Annotated in this window: 14 protein-coding genes; 10 read left to right on the plus strand and 4 right to left on the minus strand. The window is 65.5% G+C overall.

Annotated features, from left to right (window positions below):
• Positions 1-71: 71 nt before the first annotated feature.
• From RAD15_RS04280 to RAD15_RS04295, 4 genes are all read left to right on the plus strand, one after another.
• Positions 72-1,292 carry an LL-diaminopimelate aminotransferase gene (locus tag RAD15_RS04280; RefSeq protein ID WP_458174658.1) on the plus strand — a complete coding sequence of 407 codons (1,221 nt, stop codon included), beginning with the start codon at positions 72-74 and terminating at the stop codon, positions 1,290-1,292.
• Between the two features lie 29 nt (positions 1,293-1,321).
• Positions 1,322-2,638 carry a homoserine dehydrogenase gene (locus RAD15_RS04285; RefSeq protein WP_458174660.1) on the plus strand — a complete coding sequence of 439 codons (1,317 nt, stop codon included), beginning with the start codon at positions 1,322-1,324 and terminating at the stop codon, positions 2,636-2,638.
• Positions 2,639-2,718: 80 nt separating this feature from the next.
• Positions 2,719-3,720: a class II fructose-bisphosphatase gene (gene glpX, locus RAD15_RS04290; protein ID WP_011087135.1), complete on the plus strand. Its 1,002-nt coding sequence runs from the start codon at positions 2,719-2,721 to the stop codon at positions 3,718-3,720.
• Positions 3,721-3,807: 87 nt separating this feature from the next.
• Positions 3,808-4,527, plus strand: a complete 720-nt coding sequence (locus RAD15_RS04295) for a haloacid dehalogenase type II (protein ID WP_458174663.1) — start codon at positions 3,808-3,810, stop codon at positions 4,525-4,527.
• Positions 4,528-4,537: 10 nt separating this feature from the next.
• Here the strand turns inward: RAD15_RS04295 and RAD15_RS04300 are convergent, their stop codons facing one another.
• Both RAD15_RS04300 and RAD15_RS04305 read right to left on the minus strand, forming a co-directional pair.
• A complete protein-coding gene (locus RAD15_RS04300) occupies positions 4,538-5,878 on the minus strand; it encodes a TAXI family TRAP transporter solute-binding subunit (protein WP_458174665.1) in 1,341 nt (446 codons plus the stop codon).
• Positions 5,879-6,010: 132 nt separating this feature from the next.
• Positions 6,011-6,682 carry a TetR/AcrR family transcriptional regulator gene (locus RAD15_RS04305; RefSeq protein ID WP_458174667.1) on the minus strand — a complete coding sequence of 224 codons (672 nt, stop codon included), beginning with the start codon at positions 6,680-6,682 and terminating at the stop codon, positions 6,011-6,013.
• Between the two features lie 182 nt (positions 6,683-6,864).
• Here RAD15_RS04305 and RAD15_RS04310 point away from each other — a divergent pair, with 182 nt between their 5' ends.
• Both RAD15_RS04310 and RAD15_RS04315 read left to right on the plus strand, forming a co-directional pair.
• Entirely contained in the window at positions 6,865-8,067 is a 1,203-nt protein-coding gene (locus tag RAD15_RS04310; protein ID WP_458174669.1) for an efflux RND transporter periplasmic adaptor subunit, read from the plus strand.
• Between the two features lie 5 nt (positions 8,068-8,072).
• Positions 8,073-11,210, plus strand: coding sequence for an efflux RND transporter permease subunit (locus RAD15_RS04315; protein WP_458174671.1), 3,138 nt, complete (start codon positions 8,073-8,075; stop codon positions 11,208-11,210).
• Between the two features lie 52 nt (positions 11,211-11,262).
• Here the strand turns inward: RAD15_RS04315 and RAD15_RS04320 are convergent, their stop codons facing one another.
• Together RAD15_RS04320 and RAD15_RS04325 are read right to left on the minus strand one after the other, a co-directional pair.
• Complete coding sequence (locus tag RAD15_RS04320) at positions 11,263-12,234, minus strand: MBL fold metallo-hydrolase (protein ID WP_458174673.1); 972 nt, start codon at positions 12,232-12,234, stop codon at positions 11,263-11,265.
• Positions 12,235-12,451: 217 nt separating this feature from the next.
• Complete coding sequence (locus RAD15_RS04325) at positions 12,452-13,117, minus strand: GntR family transcriptional regulator (RefSeq protein ID WP_458174675.1); 666 nt, start codon at positions 13,115-13,117, stop codon at positions 12,452-12,454.
• A 116-nt stretch (positions 13,118-13,233) separates the two neighbouring features.
• Between RAD15_RS04325 and RAD15_RS04330 the strand changes: the two genes are divergently transcribed.
• The 4 genes from RAD15_RS04330 (at position 13,234) to RAD15_RS04345 (ending at position 17,027) form a co-directional block, all read left to right on the plus strand.
• Entirely contained in the window at positions 13,234-14,028 is a 795-nt protein-coding gene (locus RAD15_RS04330; protein WP_458174677.1) for an enoyl-CoA hydratase/isomerase family protein, read from the plus strand.
• A 9-nt stretch (positions 14,029-14,037) separates the two neighbouring features.
• Positions 14,038-15,297, plus strand: a complete 1,260-nt coding sequence (locus RAD15_RS04335) for a CaiB/BaiF CoA transferase family protein (protein ID WP_458174679.1) — start codon at positions 14,038-14,040, stop codon at positions 15,295-15,297.
• A gap of 55 nt (positions 15,298-15,352) precedes the next feature.
• Positions 15,353-16,345 carry a Bug family tripartite tricarboxylate transporter substrate binding protein gene (locus RAD15_RS04340; RefSeq protein ID WP_458174681.1) on the plus strand — a complete coding sequence of 331 codons (993 nt, stop codon included), beginning with the start codon at positions 15,353-15,355 and terminating at the stop codon, positions 16,343-16,345.
• A 199-nt stretch (positions 16,346-16,544) separates the two neighbouring features.
• Positions 16,545-17,027, plus strand: a complete 483-nt coding sequence (locus RAD15_RS04345; protein WP_458174683.1) for a tripartite tricarboxylate transporter TctB family protein — start codon at positions 16,545-16,547, stop codon at positions 17,025-17,027.
• The last annotated feature ends 5 nt before the right edge of the window (positions 17,028-17,032 follow it).

Here is a 17,032-nt window from a genome sequence, read left to right on the forward strand (position 1 = left end):
GGGCGCGTTTCCGAACGGCCGTCTTGGCCTGTCGATTCTGTCCTGACCGGTTGCCCGGAGCCCAGAGAGCCATGGAAGAGTTTTACCGCATCCGCCGCCTTCCGCCTTACGTGTTCGAGCAGGTCAACCGGGCCAAGGCGGCCGCGCGGAATGCCGGCGCCGACATCATCGACCTCGGCATGGGCAATCCGGACCTGCCGGCGCCGCCGCATGTGCTCGAGAAACTGAAAGAGACGCTCGGCAAGCCGCGCACCGACCGCTACTCGGCCTCCCGCGGCATCCCCGGCCTGCGCCGGGCCCAGGCCGCCTATTACGACCGCCGTTTCGGTGTGAAGCTCAATCCCGACACCCAAGTGGTGGCGACGCTCGGCTCCAAGGAGGGCTTTGCCAACGTGGCGCAGGCGATCACGGCGCCCGGCGACGTCATCCTCTGCCCGAACCCGAGCTACCCGATTCACGCCTTCGGCTTCCTGATGGCGGGCGGGGTGATCCGCTCGGTGCCCTCGGAGCCGACGCCGCAATTCTTCGAGGCGGTGGAGCGGGCGATCGTGCATTCGATCCCCAAGCCGCTGGCGCTCGTCGTCTGCTATCCCTCGAATCCGACCGCCTATGTGGCGAGCCTCGACTTCTACAAGGACCTCGTCGCCTTCGCGAAGAAGCACGAGATTCTCATCCTGTCCGATCTCGCTTACGCCGAGGTCTATTTCGACGAGAACAACCCGCCGCCCTCGGTGCTCCAGGTGCCCGGAGCGATGGACGTCACCGTCGAGTTCACCTCGATGTCGAAGACCTATTCGATGGCCGGCTGGCGCATGGGCTTCGCGGTCGGCAACGAGCGGGTGATCGCGGCACTCGCCCGCGTCAAATCCTATCTCGACTACGGCGCGTTCACGCCGGTGCAGGTCGCCGCCACCGCTGCGCTGAACGGCCCGGACGATTGCATCAAGGAGATGCGCGACACCTATCGCAAGCGGCGCGATGCGCTGGTGGAATCGTTCGGCCGTGCCGGCTGGGAGATTCCGCCGCCGGAGGCCTCGATGTTCGCCTGGGTACCGCTGCCGGAGGCCTTCCGCAGCGTCGGCAGCATGCAGTTCGCCACCCTGATGGTGGAGAAATCCGGCGTCGCGGTCTCGCCCGGCGTCGGCTTCGGCGAGCATGGTGAAGGATATGTCCGCATCGCCATGGTGGAAAACGAGCAACGGATCAGGCAGGCCGCGCGCGGCGTGCGCCGCTTCCTTGAAAGCGGCATCGAAACGTTGCACAACGTCGTTCCGCTCGCCAATCGGCGTTAAGTTCTCTTCTGCAGGTTTTCTGAAGCATCATGGTCGCACCCCTGAAAGTGGGCATAGCGGGGCTCGGCACCGTGGGCGCCGAAGTTGTCCGTTTGATTGAAGCGCAAGCCCGCGTGCTTGCCGGCCGCAGCGGCCGCGGCATCCGCGTCGTCGCGGTGACCGCGCGCTCGAAGGCCAAGAAGCGCAGCGTCGATCTGCGCGGCGTCGAATGGGTGAAGGACCCGATGGCGCTGGCCATGCATCCCGGCATCGATTGCTTCGTCGAGCTGATGGGCGGCGCCGGCGATCCCGCGCTGTCGGCAGTGGAAGCCGCGCTGAACGCCGGCAAGTCGGTCGTCACGGCGAACAAGGCCTTGCTCGCCAAGCACGGGATCAAACTGGCAAAGGCCGCCGAAAAGCACGGCGGCGCGCTGAATTTCGAGGCAGCCGTCGGCGCCGCGATCCCCGTCATCAAGACGTTACGCGAAGGTCTCGCCGGAACCGGCATCAACCGCGTCTACGGCATCCTCAACGGCACCTGCAATTACATCCTGACGCGGATGGAGCAGGAGGGCCTGTCCTTCGCCGAATGTCTGAAGGATGCGCAGCGGCTCGGCTACGCCGAGGCCAATCCGTCCTTCGATGTCGATGGCCACGACACCGCGCAAAAGCTCGCCATTCTCGCCAGCCTCGCTTTCGGCACAAAAGTTGCTCAAAGCGCGGTGTATGTCGAAGGTATCTCCTCCATCGCGCCGGAAGATCTGCGCGCGGCCGCCGATCTCGGTTACCGCGTCAAGCTGCTCGGCGTTGCGGTTCGCACCGCCAAGGGCATCGAGCAGCGCGTGCACCCGACCATGGTTCCAAAGTCCTCCTCGATCGCGCAGGTGATGGGTGTCACCAATGCGGTCACGATCGATGGCGAGGGCATTCCGCCGATCACGCTGGTCGGCCCCGGTGCCGGGGGAGCAGCGACCGCATCCGCCGTCGTCGCCGATATCGCCGATGTTGCGCGTGGCATCCGCGCCAATCCGTTCGGCCGGCCGATTGCGCAGCTCCGCGAAACCAAGAAGGCGCCGATGGAGCGACACGAGGGCGGCTATTACATCCGCCTGCTGGCGCGCGATTTCCCGGGCACCGCGGCTGCGATCGCGACCCGGCTTGCGGAACAGAAGATTTCGATCGAATCGATCGTGCAGCGTCATCCCAATGGCGGCGCTGCGCCCGCGGACGGCAAGGCGGTCCCCGTGCCCGTCATCTTGATCACCTATGCAACGCATGAGGACGCGGTGCGCCGCGCGCTCGCTGCCGTGCAGAAGGACAAGGTGATCAGCGGACGGCCGCAGGTCATACGAATCGAGAAGAACTGACACGGTTCGAACGAACTGTGGGTGTTACGAGTTGATGCGGACGGAGATTTCCGTCCCAAACGTTTCGAAGGAGTGAGCCGATGTCGACCCATATTTCAGTCCCGCCGCACGCGTTGCTCGAGCGCATCCTGACGCTGGAGATCGTGCGGGTGACAGAGCGGGCGGCAGTGTCGTCGGCGCGGTTGCGCGGGCACGGCAATGAAAAGGCCGCCGACCAGGCCGCGGTGGACGCGATGCGGCGCGAGCTCAACAAGCTGCCGATCGAGGGCACGATCGTGATCGGCGAAGGCGAGCGCGACGAGGCGCCGATGCTCTTCATCGGCGAGAAGGTCGGCATGAATGCCGGCCCGCAGGTCGATATCGCCGTCGATCCGCTCGAAGGCACCACGCTGTGCGCCAAGAACATGCCGGGTTCGATCGCCACCATGGCGATGGCCGACGGCGGCACGCTGCTGCATGCCCCCGACGTCTACATGCAGAAGCTTGCGATCGGGCCGGGCTACGACAAGGGCGTCGTCGATCTCGATGCGAGCCCTGCCGACAACGTCCGCCGCCTCGCCAAGGCCAAGGGTGTCCAGCCTGACGGCATCACCGTTCTCGTGCTCGATCGTCCGCGTCATGCCAGCATCATCGAGAGCGTGCGCTCGACCGGAGCCGCCGTGCGCCTCATCACCGACGGCGACGTCGCCGGCGTGATCCACTGCGCCGACCCCGACAACACCGGCGTCGACATGTATCTCGGCACCGGCGGTGCGCCGGAAGGCGTGCTCGCGGCCGTGGCGCTGCGCTGCATCGGCGGCCAGATGCAGTGCCGCCTGATCCTCGATTCCGACGAGAAGCGCGAGCGCGCCGCCAAGATGGGCGTCAACGATCCCAAGATGATCTACGGCATCGAGGACATGGCGCGCGGCGATTGCCTGTTCGCGGCCACCGGCGTCACCACGGGCTCGCTGCTCTCGGGCGTCAAGTTCCGCAAGGACGGCGTGATCGAGACCGAGACGGTCGTGATGCGCTCCGTCACCGGCACCGTGCGCTACATCAAGGCCGAGCATCGCGAGCTCGCGAAGTTCCACCTGGACTAAGTCACGACACGCGACCCTCATTCCGGGCCTGCGCTTCGCGGCGCATCCCGGAATGACCAAGAACAAGCAAGATTCAGGGAAGCGCCCATGTCCGATCTCTCCGCCGTCAAAGCCCTCGTCTTCGACGTGTTCGGCACGGTCGTGGACTGGCGCACCAGCCTCATCACCGACTTCATGTGGTGGGCGAGGGGCCGCGGCATCAGCGCCGATTGGACCGCTCTGGTCGACGGCTGGCGCGGCATGTACATGGCCTCGATGGACGACGTGCGCCAGCATCCCGAGCGCGGCTACGTCATGTTAGATGATCTGCATCGCCGCTCGCTGGAAAAGCTGGTCGAGGAGTTTGCGATCAAGGGCTTGACCGAATCCGATCTCGATCATCTCACCAAGGGCTGGCATCGCCTCAATCCCTGGCCCGACAGCGTCGCCGGCCTGGCGCGGCTGAAAACAAAATTCGTGATCTCGCCACTGTCGAACGGCAACGTCGCGCTGCTCACCAACATGGCGAAGTTCGCAGGTCTGCCGTGGGACCTCATCATGTCGGCCGAGCTGTTCGAGCACTACAAGCCCGATCCGGAAACCTATCTCGGCGCCGCGCGGCTGCTCTGCCTCAAGCCGGAAGAGGTGATGATGGTCGCCGCCCACAACGGCGATCTCGCGGCTGCGCAAAAGAACGGTCTCAAGACCGCGTTCGTGGCGCGGCCGACCGAATACGGCCCGCATCAGAAGGTCGACTTCGAGGCGACCGGCAATTGGGACATCGTCGCCAAGGATTTTGGCGGCGTCGCCGACAAGCTCGGCTGCTGACAGCGCGCTGCTACCGCGACTCGGCGGGCGCCGCAGTCAGCACGGCCCTGCGCTCGTGAATGAGGTTCTCGAGGCGGTGGGCCGCCACGTTGAGGGTGGTAGCATCCAGCGCGTTGTCGTCGCCGTCCAATCTCGCGCGCTGGTTACGCAACACATTGTCGATCTGGTCTTCGATCGCCAGCAAATCGGCTTCGTTCTTGGCCTCGCGGATCTGTCGGCCGAGCGCGTACAGAGAGTCCAGTGCCGGTTCGCGCGGCTTGCGTTCGTCCGACCTGAGAAACCGCCACAGCGCCGCCGCGATCGATGCAAGCGCGCCCAGCGCCATCGGCGCCAGAAAAATCACGTTGCTCCACTTGTCGAGGAAGCCTACCTGGCTGCCATTGTAGAACTCGGCGGCGCCGGCATGGACCGGGAGATATGCGCCGGCATCGGTATCGGGCGCCTTGAACTGGGCGAGGACCGGCCATTCCGACAGGATGTCCCTGCGCGCGGCAGTGATGGCCTGCGTGAAGCTGGCGACCACGTCGTTGTCGAGGCTCTTCTTGGCGACCACATAGAAGGCGACGCGCAAGCTTGTGACGTCGTCCGCGGGAACAGGCGGGGACCCGCGCAGCGTTCCCTTGGGGATGTCGAAGCTCTCATAGGCGCGCTCCTTCTCCGCAATCGCGCCTGCATTTTCGATCGGGATCAGAACCGGCGCGGTCTTGGCAGTCTGTGAGAACAGGCCGCGCAGCAGCGACAGATACCGCTCGCTGAGCGGCATGACGAAAAGCACCGTGCGCACCTCCTTCGCGTCCAGCGCGCGGCGAACGTCGTCCATCGCGATGTTCTTGAAGACGACATTGGCGCGGCCAAGGTCGTAGGCGCTGGTGAGGACGCGGACCACCTTCTGGTTCGTCTCGCCGGCGACAACCCCTACCGTCGTGCGTTTCAGGCCGGCGATATCCGAGATCGCCGATCCCGGCGGAGCCACCAGCAGGGCGACGGCTTCGGTGAGCACGACGATCGCTTGCGCTTGAGAGAGATCGCCGACATCTCCGCGCACCACGGCGAGGTCGGTCTTGCCCGACGAGAACGCCGCGGCGGATTCGATGGGCCCGCTGGTCTCGACCAGCTTGAGGCGCACTGGCGCGTTGTTGACGGCCAGCCTGCTCGCGAGCGCCGAGACGATCCTGGGAGCGTCGCCATCCAGGGATCCGACTGCGATCGACAGTGTCACCGGTCGGATGTACCAGCGATAGGCAGCGAGGCTCGCGCCGGCGGCGAGCGCTACGATCACGATCACCACCACGAAGCGGAGCCAGCCCGGCAGCCTGGCGGCATCAATCCCGATTTTCGAGAGATCGTCCATGACACGGCTCGCTCGGGTTTCCGTGGGCCAGCATTGTTGCCGCGAGCGGTCGGATGTTGATTTGCGTCAAGCAACGCTCGGGCTCCCTCGAACCTGTTTGGTCCGACTCCGGGGTTGCGAAGGGCCAGAATATTATGAGGCTTGCGCCTCTTCGGTTGCGCAGAACGTCGCGATCGCAAGGTCGATCCGCCTGTCCAGCACGCGGCGATTGAGCTTGAATCCGGTGTCGGTCAGCAGCCTGAAATGATCGTGGCCGAACACCATGCCGAATAGCATTTCGGCGATGAGGCGCAGCGGCACGCCCTCGAAGCGGGGCTCCAGGCGAACCGTCTTGAGCAGGTCGACGATATGGTCCGTACCGGACTCCATGATGACCTCGGCGAACATGCGCCCCAGCGCGGGTGAGGCCTGACGTTCACCGATGATCAGGCGCTGCAGCGCGATCTCACTGGGCGATAGCGCCACGTCTGCGGCCTCCCGGAGCATGTTGCGAAGCCGGGTCGCCGGTGAGCCTTCCGAAGGAGCGTCCGCGTAGTCGGCCTGGGGCAGGCTGCTCAGCAGCATGGCGCGGAACAGTTCGGTCTTGCTCTCGAACAATTTGTAGAGCGTCTTCTTCGACATCCCCGCGGCGCCGGCGATGTCGTCCATCGTCGTCGCGGCGAAGCCTTTGCTGGTGAAGGTGTCCTTCGCCACCGCCATCAATTGCGTCATGCGCGCGTCCGGGGCGGGCAGGTCGTTGCTCTGCCGGTCCCGTGCCGAAGGGGGACTGCCGTCGCTGCGCTGACTGCCGGGATTCCTCGCCATGTCGAACCTGCCTCGCATGTAAGCAGCCTTCACGACTGCTTGAACGCAACCATGCGGGCAGCCTAGCACTTGACTTCGGGGATGGAAACTACAAAGTTTCCTGATGGAAACTGATTAGTTTCCAAATGTTTCCGTGCGCGTTCCCCGTCGAGGGACCGCAATCTCACCCATGGATCGTCATCATGCGCCCCCCGATCGCCCGTGCTGTTCCGTTGATTGCCCTGCTGCTTGCAGCTTGCGGGGACCAGAGCCAGCAAGCGGCATTCCCACAGATGGTGCCGGAGGTCGGCATCGTGACCTTAAAGCCGCAGGAAGCCAAGATTTCGACGGTCCTGCCGGGCCGCGTCGTCGCCTACCAGGTTTCCGAGGTCCGGCCGCAGGTCACGGGCATCCTGCTCAAGCGCGACTTCGTGGAGGGCGCCGAGGTGAGGGAGGGCGACCTGCTCTATGAGATCGATCCGGTGCAGTACAAGGCCGGTCTGGCGAGCGCCGAGGCTGCGGTGCAGAGGTCCGAGGCAACGCTCGTCAGCGTCAAGCTGAAGGCCGCCCGCAAGACCCAGCTCCTGCAAACCAACGCCGCCAGCCAGCAGGACGTCGACGATGCCGTTGCCGCCTACAAGCAGGGCGAGGCCGACCTGAAGGCCGCCGAAGCGAACCGCGACACCGCCACGATCTCGCTGGACCGCACCAAGGTCACCGCGTCGATCTCGGGCCGGATCGGCAAGTCGAGCATCACGCCCGGCGCGCTGGTCACCGCCAGCCAGGCGACCGCGATGACGACGATCCAGCAGCTCGACCCCGTCTATGTCGATCTCGACCAGTCGACCTCCGAGATGGAGCGCCTGCGAAACCAGATCGCCGGCGGCCAGCTTAAGCGCCCGGCGGAGGGCGTGCAGGTCGAACTGCTGATGGAGAGCGGCAAGGCCTACGGCCACAAGGGCAAGTACGGCTTCACCGATGCCAGCGTCAACGAGAGCACCGGCTCGGTCTCCTCGCGCGCGATCTTCGCCAATCCCGAGCGCGCGCTGCTGCCCGGCATGTATGTGCGCGCGCGCGTCGTCGCCGGCGTCGATCCGGCGGCGATCCTGGTGCCGCAGCGGGCGGTCTCGCGCAATCCGCTGGGGCAGGCGGTGGCGATGTTCGTCGACAAGGACGGCAAGGTCGAGCAGCGCACACTGGATCTCGGCGAGGACATCGACGGCAACTGGCTGGTCCGCGCCGGCGCCAAGGCGGGCGACCGCCTGATCGTCGAGGGCACGCAGAAGGCGCGCCCCGGCGCACCGGTCAAGACCGTCGAGGTCGCGGTCGATCCGGCAACCGGCCTGACCGTGAACCCGACGCGGCAGGCCGACGCGCGGCCCGCACCCGCCGCAACCGAGCAGTAACCGCCATGTCGCACTTCTTCATCAAGCGGCCGATCTTCGCCTGGGTCATCGCCATCCTGATCATGCTGGGCGGCGTGCTCGCCATCATGCGCCTGCCGATCGCGCAATATCCGCAGATCGCGCCGACCGTCGTCACCATCACCGCGACCTATCCCGGCGCCAACGCCGAGACCGCGGAAAACTCGGTGACCAAGGTCATCGAGCAGAACATGACCGGGCTCGACTATCTCCAGTACATGTCGTCGTCGAGCACCTCGACCGGCCAGGTGCAGATCTCGCTGACCTTCACCAACGAGGCCGACGCCGACATCGCCCAGGTGCAGGTGCAGAACAAGCTCCAGCTCGCGACCCCGCTGCTGCCGCAGGTCGTGCAGCAGCAGGGCATCAAGGTCGTGAAGTCGTCGGCGAGCTTCCTGATGGTGCTCGGCTTCGTCTCCGAGGACGGCCGGCTCGCCGCCAGCGACATCGCCGACTACGTGGCGTCCTCGGTCAACGATCCCATCAGCCGGGTCGCCGGCGTCGGCCAGGTGACGCTGTTCGGCGCCGAATACGCCATGCGCATCTGGCTCGATCCCGACAAGCTGGCGAAGTACAATCTGATGCCCGGCGACGTGATCGCGGCGATCCAGACCCAGAACACGCAGGTCACGGCCGGCCAGCTCGGCGGACTGCCGTCCGTCGGCGGCCAGCAGCTCAATGCCACCATCACCTCGCAGAGCCGCTTGCAGACCGTCGAGCAGTTCAAGGACATCATCCTGCGCACCGCGACGACTGGCCAGACCGTGCGCATCGGCGACGTCGCGCGTATCGAGCTCGGTTCGAAGTCCTATGATTCAGCGGCGCGCTACAACGGCAAGCCGGCCGCGGGCATGGGCATCAGCCTTGCGACCGGTGCCAATGCGGTCGCAACCTCGGAAGCGGTGAAGGCGCGCGTTGCCCAGCTCAGTGCCACCATGCCGGAGGGGCTTCGCGTCGTCTATCCCTACGACACCACGCCCTTCGTCAAGCTGTCGATCGAGAAGGTGATCCACACGCTGTTCGAGGCGATCGTGCTCGTGTTCGTCGTGATGTTCGTGTTCCTGCAGAGCTGGCGGGCCACCCTCATTCCGACCATCGCGGTGCCGGTGGTGCTGCTCGGCACGTTCGGCGTGCTGTCGCTTGCCGGCTATTCCATCAACACCTTGACGATGTTCGCGATGGTGCTGGCGATCGGCCTCCTGGTCGACGATGCGATCGTCGTGGTCGAGAATGTCGAGCGACTGATGGTCGAGGAGCATCTCGGTCCGCGCGAGGCGACCGAGAAATCCATGCGCGAGATCACGGGCGCGCTGGTCGGCATCGGCGTCGTGCTCTCGGCCGTGTTCATCCCGATGGCGTTCTTCAACGGCTCGGTCGGCATCATCTACCGGCAGTTCGCGCTCACCATCGTCACGGCCATGGTGCTCTCGGTGCTGGTGGCGCTGATCCTGACGCCGGCTTTGTGCGTCACGATCCTGCGGCCGCCGAAAGATCATGGCACGCAGCGCGGCTTCTTCGGCCTGTTCAACCGCGGTTTTGACCGCATGGCCGACGGCTATCAGCGCACCGCGGGCGGCGCGATCAGGCGCGTCGCCGTCGTCATCATCGCCTTCGTGGCGATCGTTGCCGGCATGGTTGTCCTGTTCCAGCGGCTGCCGAGCTCGTTCCTGCCCGAAGAGGACCAGGGCACGATCATGACCCTGATCCAGCTTCCTGTCGGCGCGACCTCGGCACGCACGCTCGACGTGATCAAGCAGGTCGAGCACCAATATCTCGACAACGAGAAGGATGCGGTGGAGGGCGTGTTCGCGGTCAGCGGCTTCAGCTTCGCCGGGCAGGGCCAGAATGTCGGTCTTGCCTTCGTCAGCCTGAAGCCGTTCGACGAGCGCAAGCATCCGGGGACCTCGGCGCAGGCCGTGGTCGGCCGCGCCATGGGCGCATTCGCGAAGATCCGCGACGCCATGGTGTTCGCGGTCCTGCCGCCCTCGATTCCCGGCTTCGGCAATGCCGGCGGCTTCGACCTCTATCTCCAGGACACCGGCGGCAACGGTCACGAGGCACTGATCCAGGCCCGCAACCAGCTGCTCGGCCAGCTCGCGGCGGACAGGCGCGTGGCGCAGGCGCGGCCGAACGGCCAGGATGATACGCCGCAATTCAACCTCGACGTCGATCAGGCCAAGGCCACCGCGCTCGGCGTGAACCTCAGCGATCTCAACACCACGCTGTCGGCGGCCTGGGGCGGCGCCTATGTCAACGACTTCATCGATCGCGGCCGCGTCAAGCAGGTCTATGTGCAGAGCGATGCGCCGTTCCGCATGGATACCAGCGACATCGGCCGCTGGTACGTGCGCAACGCCACCGGCTCGATGGTGCCGTTCTCGGCTGTCGCGACCGATCGCTGGAGCTTCGGCTCGCCGCGCCTCGAGCGCTACAACGGCGTTGCCGCCGTCGAGCTCCAGGGGCAGGCGGGGCCGGGTATCAGCTCGGGCGTCGCCATGCAGGCGGTGGAGGAGCAGATGGCCAAGCTGCCCAAGGGCTACGGCCACGAATGGACCGGATTGTCGTTCCAGGAGCGGCTCACCGGCAGCCAGACGCTGTATCTCTATTCGATCTCGCTGCTGATCGTCTTCCTCAGCCTCGCCGCGCTCTATGAGAGCTGGTCGGTCCCGTTCGCGGTGATGCTGACGGTGCCGATCGGCGTGCTCGGCGCGCTGCTCGCCGCGACGTTGTTCGGCCAGGCCAACGACGTCTATTTCCAGGTCGGCCTGCTCACCACGATCGGTCTCGCCTCGAAGAACGCGATTCTGATCGTCGAGTTTGCGCTGGAGCAGATCGCGGCCGGCCGCAGCCTCGTCGACGCCACGCTGCACGCCGCGCGTCAGCGGCTCCGCCCGATCCTGATGACCTCGCTCGCCTTCATCCTCGGCGTGCTGCCGCTGGCGGTGGCGACCGGCGCGGGCTCGGCCAGCCAGAACGCGGTCGGCATTGGCGTTGCCGGCGGCATGATCGCGGCGACCGTGCTCGGCATCTTCTTCGTCCCCGCGCTGTTCGTTCTGGTCCGACGGATATTTCCTGGGAAGCGGGCGGACGCAGCCGCTGGTGTGGTTGCGGAGCCCGCGGAATAGGGCACGCCGATGGTCCGGACGGCACGCGCCGCCCGGACCTGATCTTGAGAACCTACAGAGTCATCTGCATCGGTTCGGGATAATAGTGGAAGCCGTCACCGGCCTTGGCGACGTGGCCGTAGCCCGGCCAGGCAAAGTGATAGGACATCACCGGCGTCTTGTTCGCCGCAAGCATGGTCAGCAGCTTGACGCGCGATTCCGCCGCCTGCTTGGGGTCGCTGTCGTAGGAGAACTCCATCCGCGGCCGCTCCAGCAGCAGCACCGAATGGTGCGAGAGATCGCCGAGGAAGGCAAAGGACTTGCCGGCCGACGAGACCATGAAGATGGTGTGGCCGACAGTATGACCCGGCGCCGCGATCGCCTGCACGCCGGGCAGGAATTCCTGACCGTCCTTGAAGAACACGATGCGGTCGCGGACCGGCAGCAGGTTCTTGCGGGCGTGAACGACGAAGTCCTTGGCCGGGCTGCCGAGCTTGCCCTCGTCGGTCCAGAAGTCGAAATCGGTCTGGGAGATGTAGATCTGGGCGTTCGGGAACAAGGGCTTGTTGTTGGCATCCACGATGCCGCCGATGTGGTCGATATGGGCATGCGAGCAGACCACGGCATCGATGTCCTCCGGCTTGATGCCGGCTTCCGCCATGCTCTTCTGCTGCCGGCCGGTGGTGGCGCCGAACATCTTGGATGAGCCCATGCCGGTATCGAACAGGATCAGCTTGTCGCCGGTGTTCACGATCGGGGAATTTTGTTCGAGCACGACATTGTCCGGCGACAGGAAATTGTCCGCCAGCATCTTCTTCACGTCTTCCTTGGGAACGCCGGTGAACGTCCCGGAGGGATCACCAAGGGGTAGCGGCCCGTCGGAGACGACGGTCACCTCGGCATCGCCGAGAACGAAGCGGTGCCAGTAGGGCGTCTGGGTGCCGAGCTTGGGAGCCCGCGCCAGCGCGCTGCTGCCGAACATTGCGCTGGCACCGAGGCCAGCTCCGAGTGTGAGAAGGGAGCGACGTGAGACATCGATTGTCATGCGTTCCTCGCTTTTGTCTTTTGTTTTGCGCGATTGTTCGCGCGTTGCGTCCGGCCTGACCGGCCACGTGGCCGCAGGTCGGCAGGCAAGGATGCTGCGCTCGCCGCGACAGGCTAGCAAGTGGAATTACTGGTCAGATGCACGTGCAGCGGGAACGTGCCGCGGAACGGGAAGGCCGCGTGTGGACGCTGCTGATCAGGACGACACGAATTGCGCCTTACGCAATTTTCAGCGCGACGTCGCTTCCCTCGGTCTCGGCAAAGCCAGCCTGCAGGACTTCCTCGCGCTTGTGGCGGAGATGCGCACGCAGGATGTGGGCGAGGCCGACGCCGTCGCGGCGCTGGAGTGCGTTCAGGATTGCGTCATGCTCCTTCACGGCGAGCGCCCAGCGCTGCGGCGTCATCGGCGTGACGTAGCGCGCGCGGCGGATGCGCGCGGTCACCGACGTGTAGAGCCCCGTGAGCGCGGGGTTTCCGGCCGCAGTGACGATGGCTTCGTGAATGGCGCGGTTGCCGCGATAGTACTGGATCAGATCGCCCTCGCGATAATGCTGCACCATCGCCGCGTGCGCGGCCGCGATCTCGTCGAGCTCGGCGTCGCTGATGCGTTCGCAGGCGAGCTCGCCGGCGAGGGCCTCGAGGCCCTGGCAGACCTCGAACAGGTCGCGCATGTCCTTGTCGGTCAGCTTCGCCGCGCGCGAGCCGCGATGCGGCAGCAGTTGCACCAGGCCTTCGGCGGCCAGCACCTTGAGCGCCTCGCGCAGTGGCGTGCGCGAGATCTCGAGCCGCTCGCACAGCTCGCGCTCCGGAATCCGCGCGCCGGGCGGGATTTCGCCATCGAGCAGGATGGTGCGGATGCGGCTGACAACGTCTTCGTGGAGCATGGGGCGCTCTCAAGTTTGAATTCAAAAACGAGGATATGAGGTATTATTTCCAAGTTCCAGCTTGATATTCCCAAATTTTGAATTCAAAAATGTAAAAAACAAAGGGGCAAGAGGAAATGGACCTACAAGCAGAGGCAGAAGACCTCGTTTTCGAGCGCCAGGACGGCATCGGGCGGATCACCTTCAACCGCCCGCAGGCCCGCAACGCCTTCACCTTCGCGATGTACGAACGGCTCGCCGCGATCTGCGAGGAGGCCAACCGCGACCCCACGCTCAAGGTGCTGGTGCTGCGCGGAGCCGGCGACAAGGCCTTTGCCTCCGGCACCGACATCAGCCAGTTTCGCGCGTTCGAGACGCCGCAGGACGCGGTCGACTACGAGGACCGTATCGATCGGGTCCTGACCACGATCGAGCAGTGCCGCGTACCCACGATCGCGGCGATCAACGGGTTCTGCACGGGCGGCGGCGCGGGAATCGCCGCGGCCTGCGACCTGCGCATCGGCACGAAAAGCGCGAAAATCGGATTCCCGATCGCCCGGACACTCGGCAATTGCCTGTCGATGTCCAATGTCAGCCGCCTCACGGCGCTCATCGGCGCCGCGCGAGTCAAGGATATGATCTTCACCGCGCGCCTGGTCGATGCCACGGAGGCCGCCAGCGTCGGGCTGCTCGGCGAGGTCGTCGATGACATTGCGGCGCTGGACAAGCGCGCCGACGAGGTTGCCCGGCTGCTCGCCAGTCATGCGCCGCTGACGCTGACTGCGACCAAGCAGGCGGTGGCCCGCCTGCAACGACGGCTGACGCGGGACGAAGGCGAAGACCTCATCCTGATGTGCTACACGAGCCAGGATTTTCGCGAAGGGCTCGATGCTTTCCTCACCAAGCGCGCGCCGCAATGGCGCGGCCAATAGGACGCCCCGATGCAAAGCGATCGCTCGCAATCCAACTCCCGCCGTTCGGGGCCGCTGGCCGGCCTCAAGGTCGTCGACCTCACCCATGTCATGGCGGGGCCGACCTGCACCTTGATGCTCGCCGACATGGGCGCCGACGTCATCAAGATCGAGAAATCGCCGAACGGCGACGACACCCGCCATTCGGTGCCGCCGAAGATCGGCGAGGAGGCGGCCTCGTTCCTGATGATGAACCGCAACAAGCGCGGCATCGTGCTGGACCTGAAGACCGAGGGCGGCAAAGAAGTGCTGCGGCGGCTGATTGCTGATGCCGACGTGCTGGTCGAGAACTTTGCGCCGGGCGCGATGGAGCGTCTCGGCTTCGGCTACGAGGCGTTGCACGCGCAATTCCCGGCGCTGATCTACTGCTCGCTGTCGGGCTTTGGTCGCACCGGCCCCTACAAGCATCGCCGCGGTTTTGACCTGGTCGCCCAGGCCATGAGCGGCATCATGAGTTTTACCGGCGAACGCCCGGATGGCCCGCCCGTCAAATGCGGTCCGCCGCTGTCCGACATCACGGCGGGCCTGCTCGCGAGCATGGGCATCCTCGCCGCCTATACGCACCGCCTCAAGACCGGCGAGGGGCAGTGGGTCGAGACCTCGCTCTACGAGGCCGCGCTGGTGCAGACCTATTGGCAGTCGACCATCGCGCTCGCCGCCGGCACCGCGCCGCGCGCGATGGGCTCGGCGCATCCGCTCAACGCGCCGTATCAGGCCTTCGAGGCCTCGGACGGCTGGCTCGTGGTCGGCGGCGCCAACAAGAAACATTGGCTCTTGATGCTGGAAGCGCTCGGCGCGAACGAGCTCGCCTCCGATCCGCGCTTCGTCAACGGCGCCGACCGCATGGCGAACCTGAAGGAGCTGGAGGCGGTCCTCAGCGAGCGCTTCCGCACCCAATCGCGCGCGCATTGGCTCGCTGCGCTGGACGAGAAGGGCGTGCCGTGCGGTCCCGTGCACAACATGCTCGAGGCGCTCGGCGATCCGCAGACGCTGGCGCGCGAGATGGTCGTCGAGGTCGAGCACTCCACGCTCGGCCCGGTGAAGACGATCGGGCTTCCGGTCAAGTTTTCGGAGACGCCGGGCAAGGTGCGCACCGGCGCTCCCGTCTATGGCGAGCATACGCGCGAGGTGCTGGCAGAATACGGATTTGACGACACAAAAATCGAAGCGCTCGAAAAAGAAGGCGCGATCGTGTCGGCGTCCAGGGAGCGCGAAGAACGCGTCGCCTGATCGGACGTCGATACGACGGACAACAACAAAAGACAAAAATCAGCTGGAGGACATCATGGGTCGGACGTCAACATTTCTGCTCTCCGCAGCCGCGATCGTGCTTGCCGGCACGATGCCGGCGCTCAGTGCCTGGCAACCGCAAAAGCCGATCGAGTTCGTCGCCACCGCCGGTCCCGGCGGCGGGACCGACAACCTCGCGCGCGCGGTGCAGAACATCATCACCAAGCACAAGCTGACGGAGCAACCGATCGTCGTCGTCAACAAGGGCGGCGGCAGCGGCGCGGAAGGTTATGTCTACGGCAAGGCCTCCGCCGGCGATCCCTACAAGGTGATCTTCGGCACGTCGAACGCATGGCAGCAGCCGCTCGTCTCCAAGGTTGCGTTCAACTACACCGATCTCACCCCGATCGCGGCGATGGCGCAGGACGAGTTCCTGCTCTGGGTCAAGCAGGACGCGCCCTACAAGAATGCGGGCGATTATCTGAAGGCGGCCGCATCGGGCGAATTCAAGATGGGCGGCGCGCAGTCGAAGGACACCGACGAAGTCCTGACCCGCATGATCGAGAAGGCCGGCAAGGTCAAGCTGACCTACATCCCCTTCAAGAGCGGCGCCGAGACCGCCGTGCAGCTCGCCGGCGGACACCTCGACTCCCACGTCAACAATCCCAGCGAGAGCCTCGGCCAATGGCGTGGCGGCACGCAGCGACCGCTTTGCGTGTTCAGCCCGAAGCGGCTGCCGCAGGGCGCCAAGATCACCGCGACCGAAGGCTGGGGCGACGTTCCGACCTGCGTCGAGCAGGGCCTCGACATCAAGCAATATGAGCAGCCGCGGACAGTGTGGCTGCCCGGCAAGGTCACGCCGGACCAGGCCGCGTTCTATGTCGACCTCATGAAGAAGGTGCAGGCGACGCCGGAGTGGAAGGACTACATCGAGAAGACCTCCCAGGTGGACACGTTCCTCACCGGCGCCGAGTTCGACAAGTTCATCAAGGAGGACCTCGAACACGTCAAGCAGGTCGCGGGCGAGCAGGGCTGGCTCGTCAAGTGAGAAGGGGCGTCTTTCAAACTTCTCCGTCGTCCCGGCGAAAGCCGGGACCCATACCGCGTGATCTATCGAGGAGTGCAAGTCACCGTACCGACGTGAATTTAACTCCCAGTCTTCGTCAAACTCCTCCCTGTGGTTATGGGTCCCGGCTTTCGCCGGGACGACTCCGAATGTTGGGTCCGCCGCTCGCCTGGAGCCCCCGATGATCTCGCGCCGCGCGCTTGAACTTGCGACTGCCGTCCTCACCGGCAGCTTTGGTGTGGCCGTCGTCGTCTCCAGTCTCGACAACGGCATCGGCTGGTCGAGCGCGGGCGTGGATGCGGGCACATTCCCATTCCTGACCGGAATCATCGTCGTGCTCGGGAGCCTCTACAATCTGGTGCGAGGCGTCCTGCCGGCCGCAACGCTCGCAAATGTCCCGATCGCCATCACGCCGATCGAGCTGCGCCGCCTTGCCGGCCTGTTCGTGCCGGCCGCGATCTTCGTCGCCGCGATCCCGCTGCTCGGGATGTATCTGGCATCGGCCCTGTACGTCTTCGCGGTGCTGGCGATCCCGCGGCACCAATCCTTGCCGCGCGCGCTCGCCATGGCCGCGGCCACGGCGCTCGCACTCTACGTCGTGTTCGAGCGCATGTTCCAGGTCAGTCTGCCGCACGGCGCGCTCGCTGCCGCGCTCGGCTTCTGAGGGAG

It is taken from the genome of Bradyrhizobium sp. 14AA, assembly GCF_054185205.1.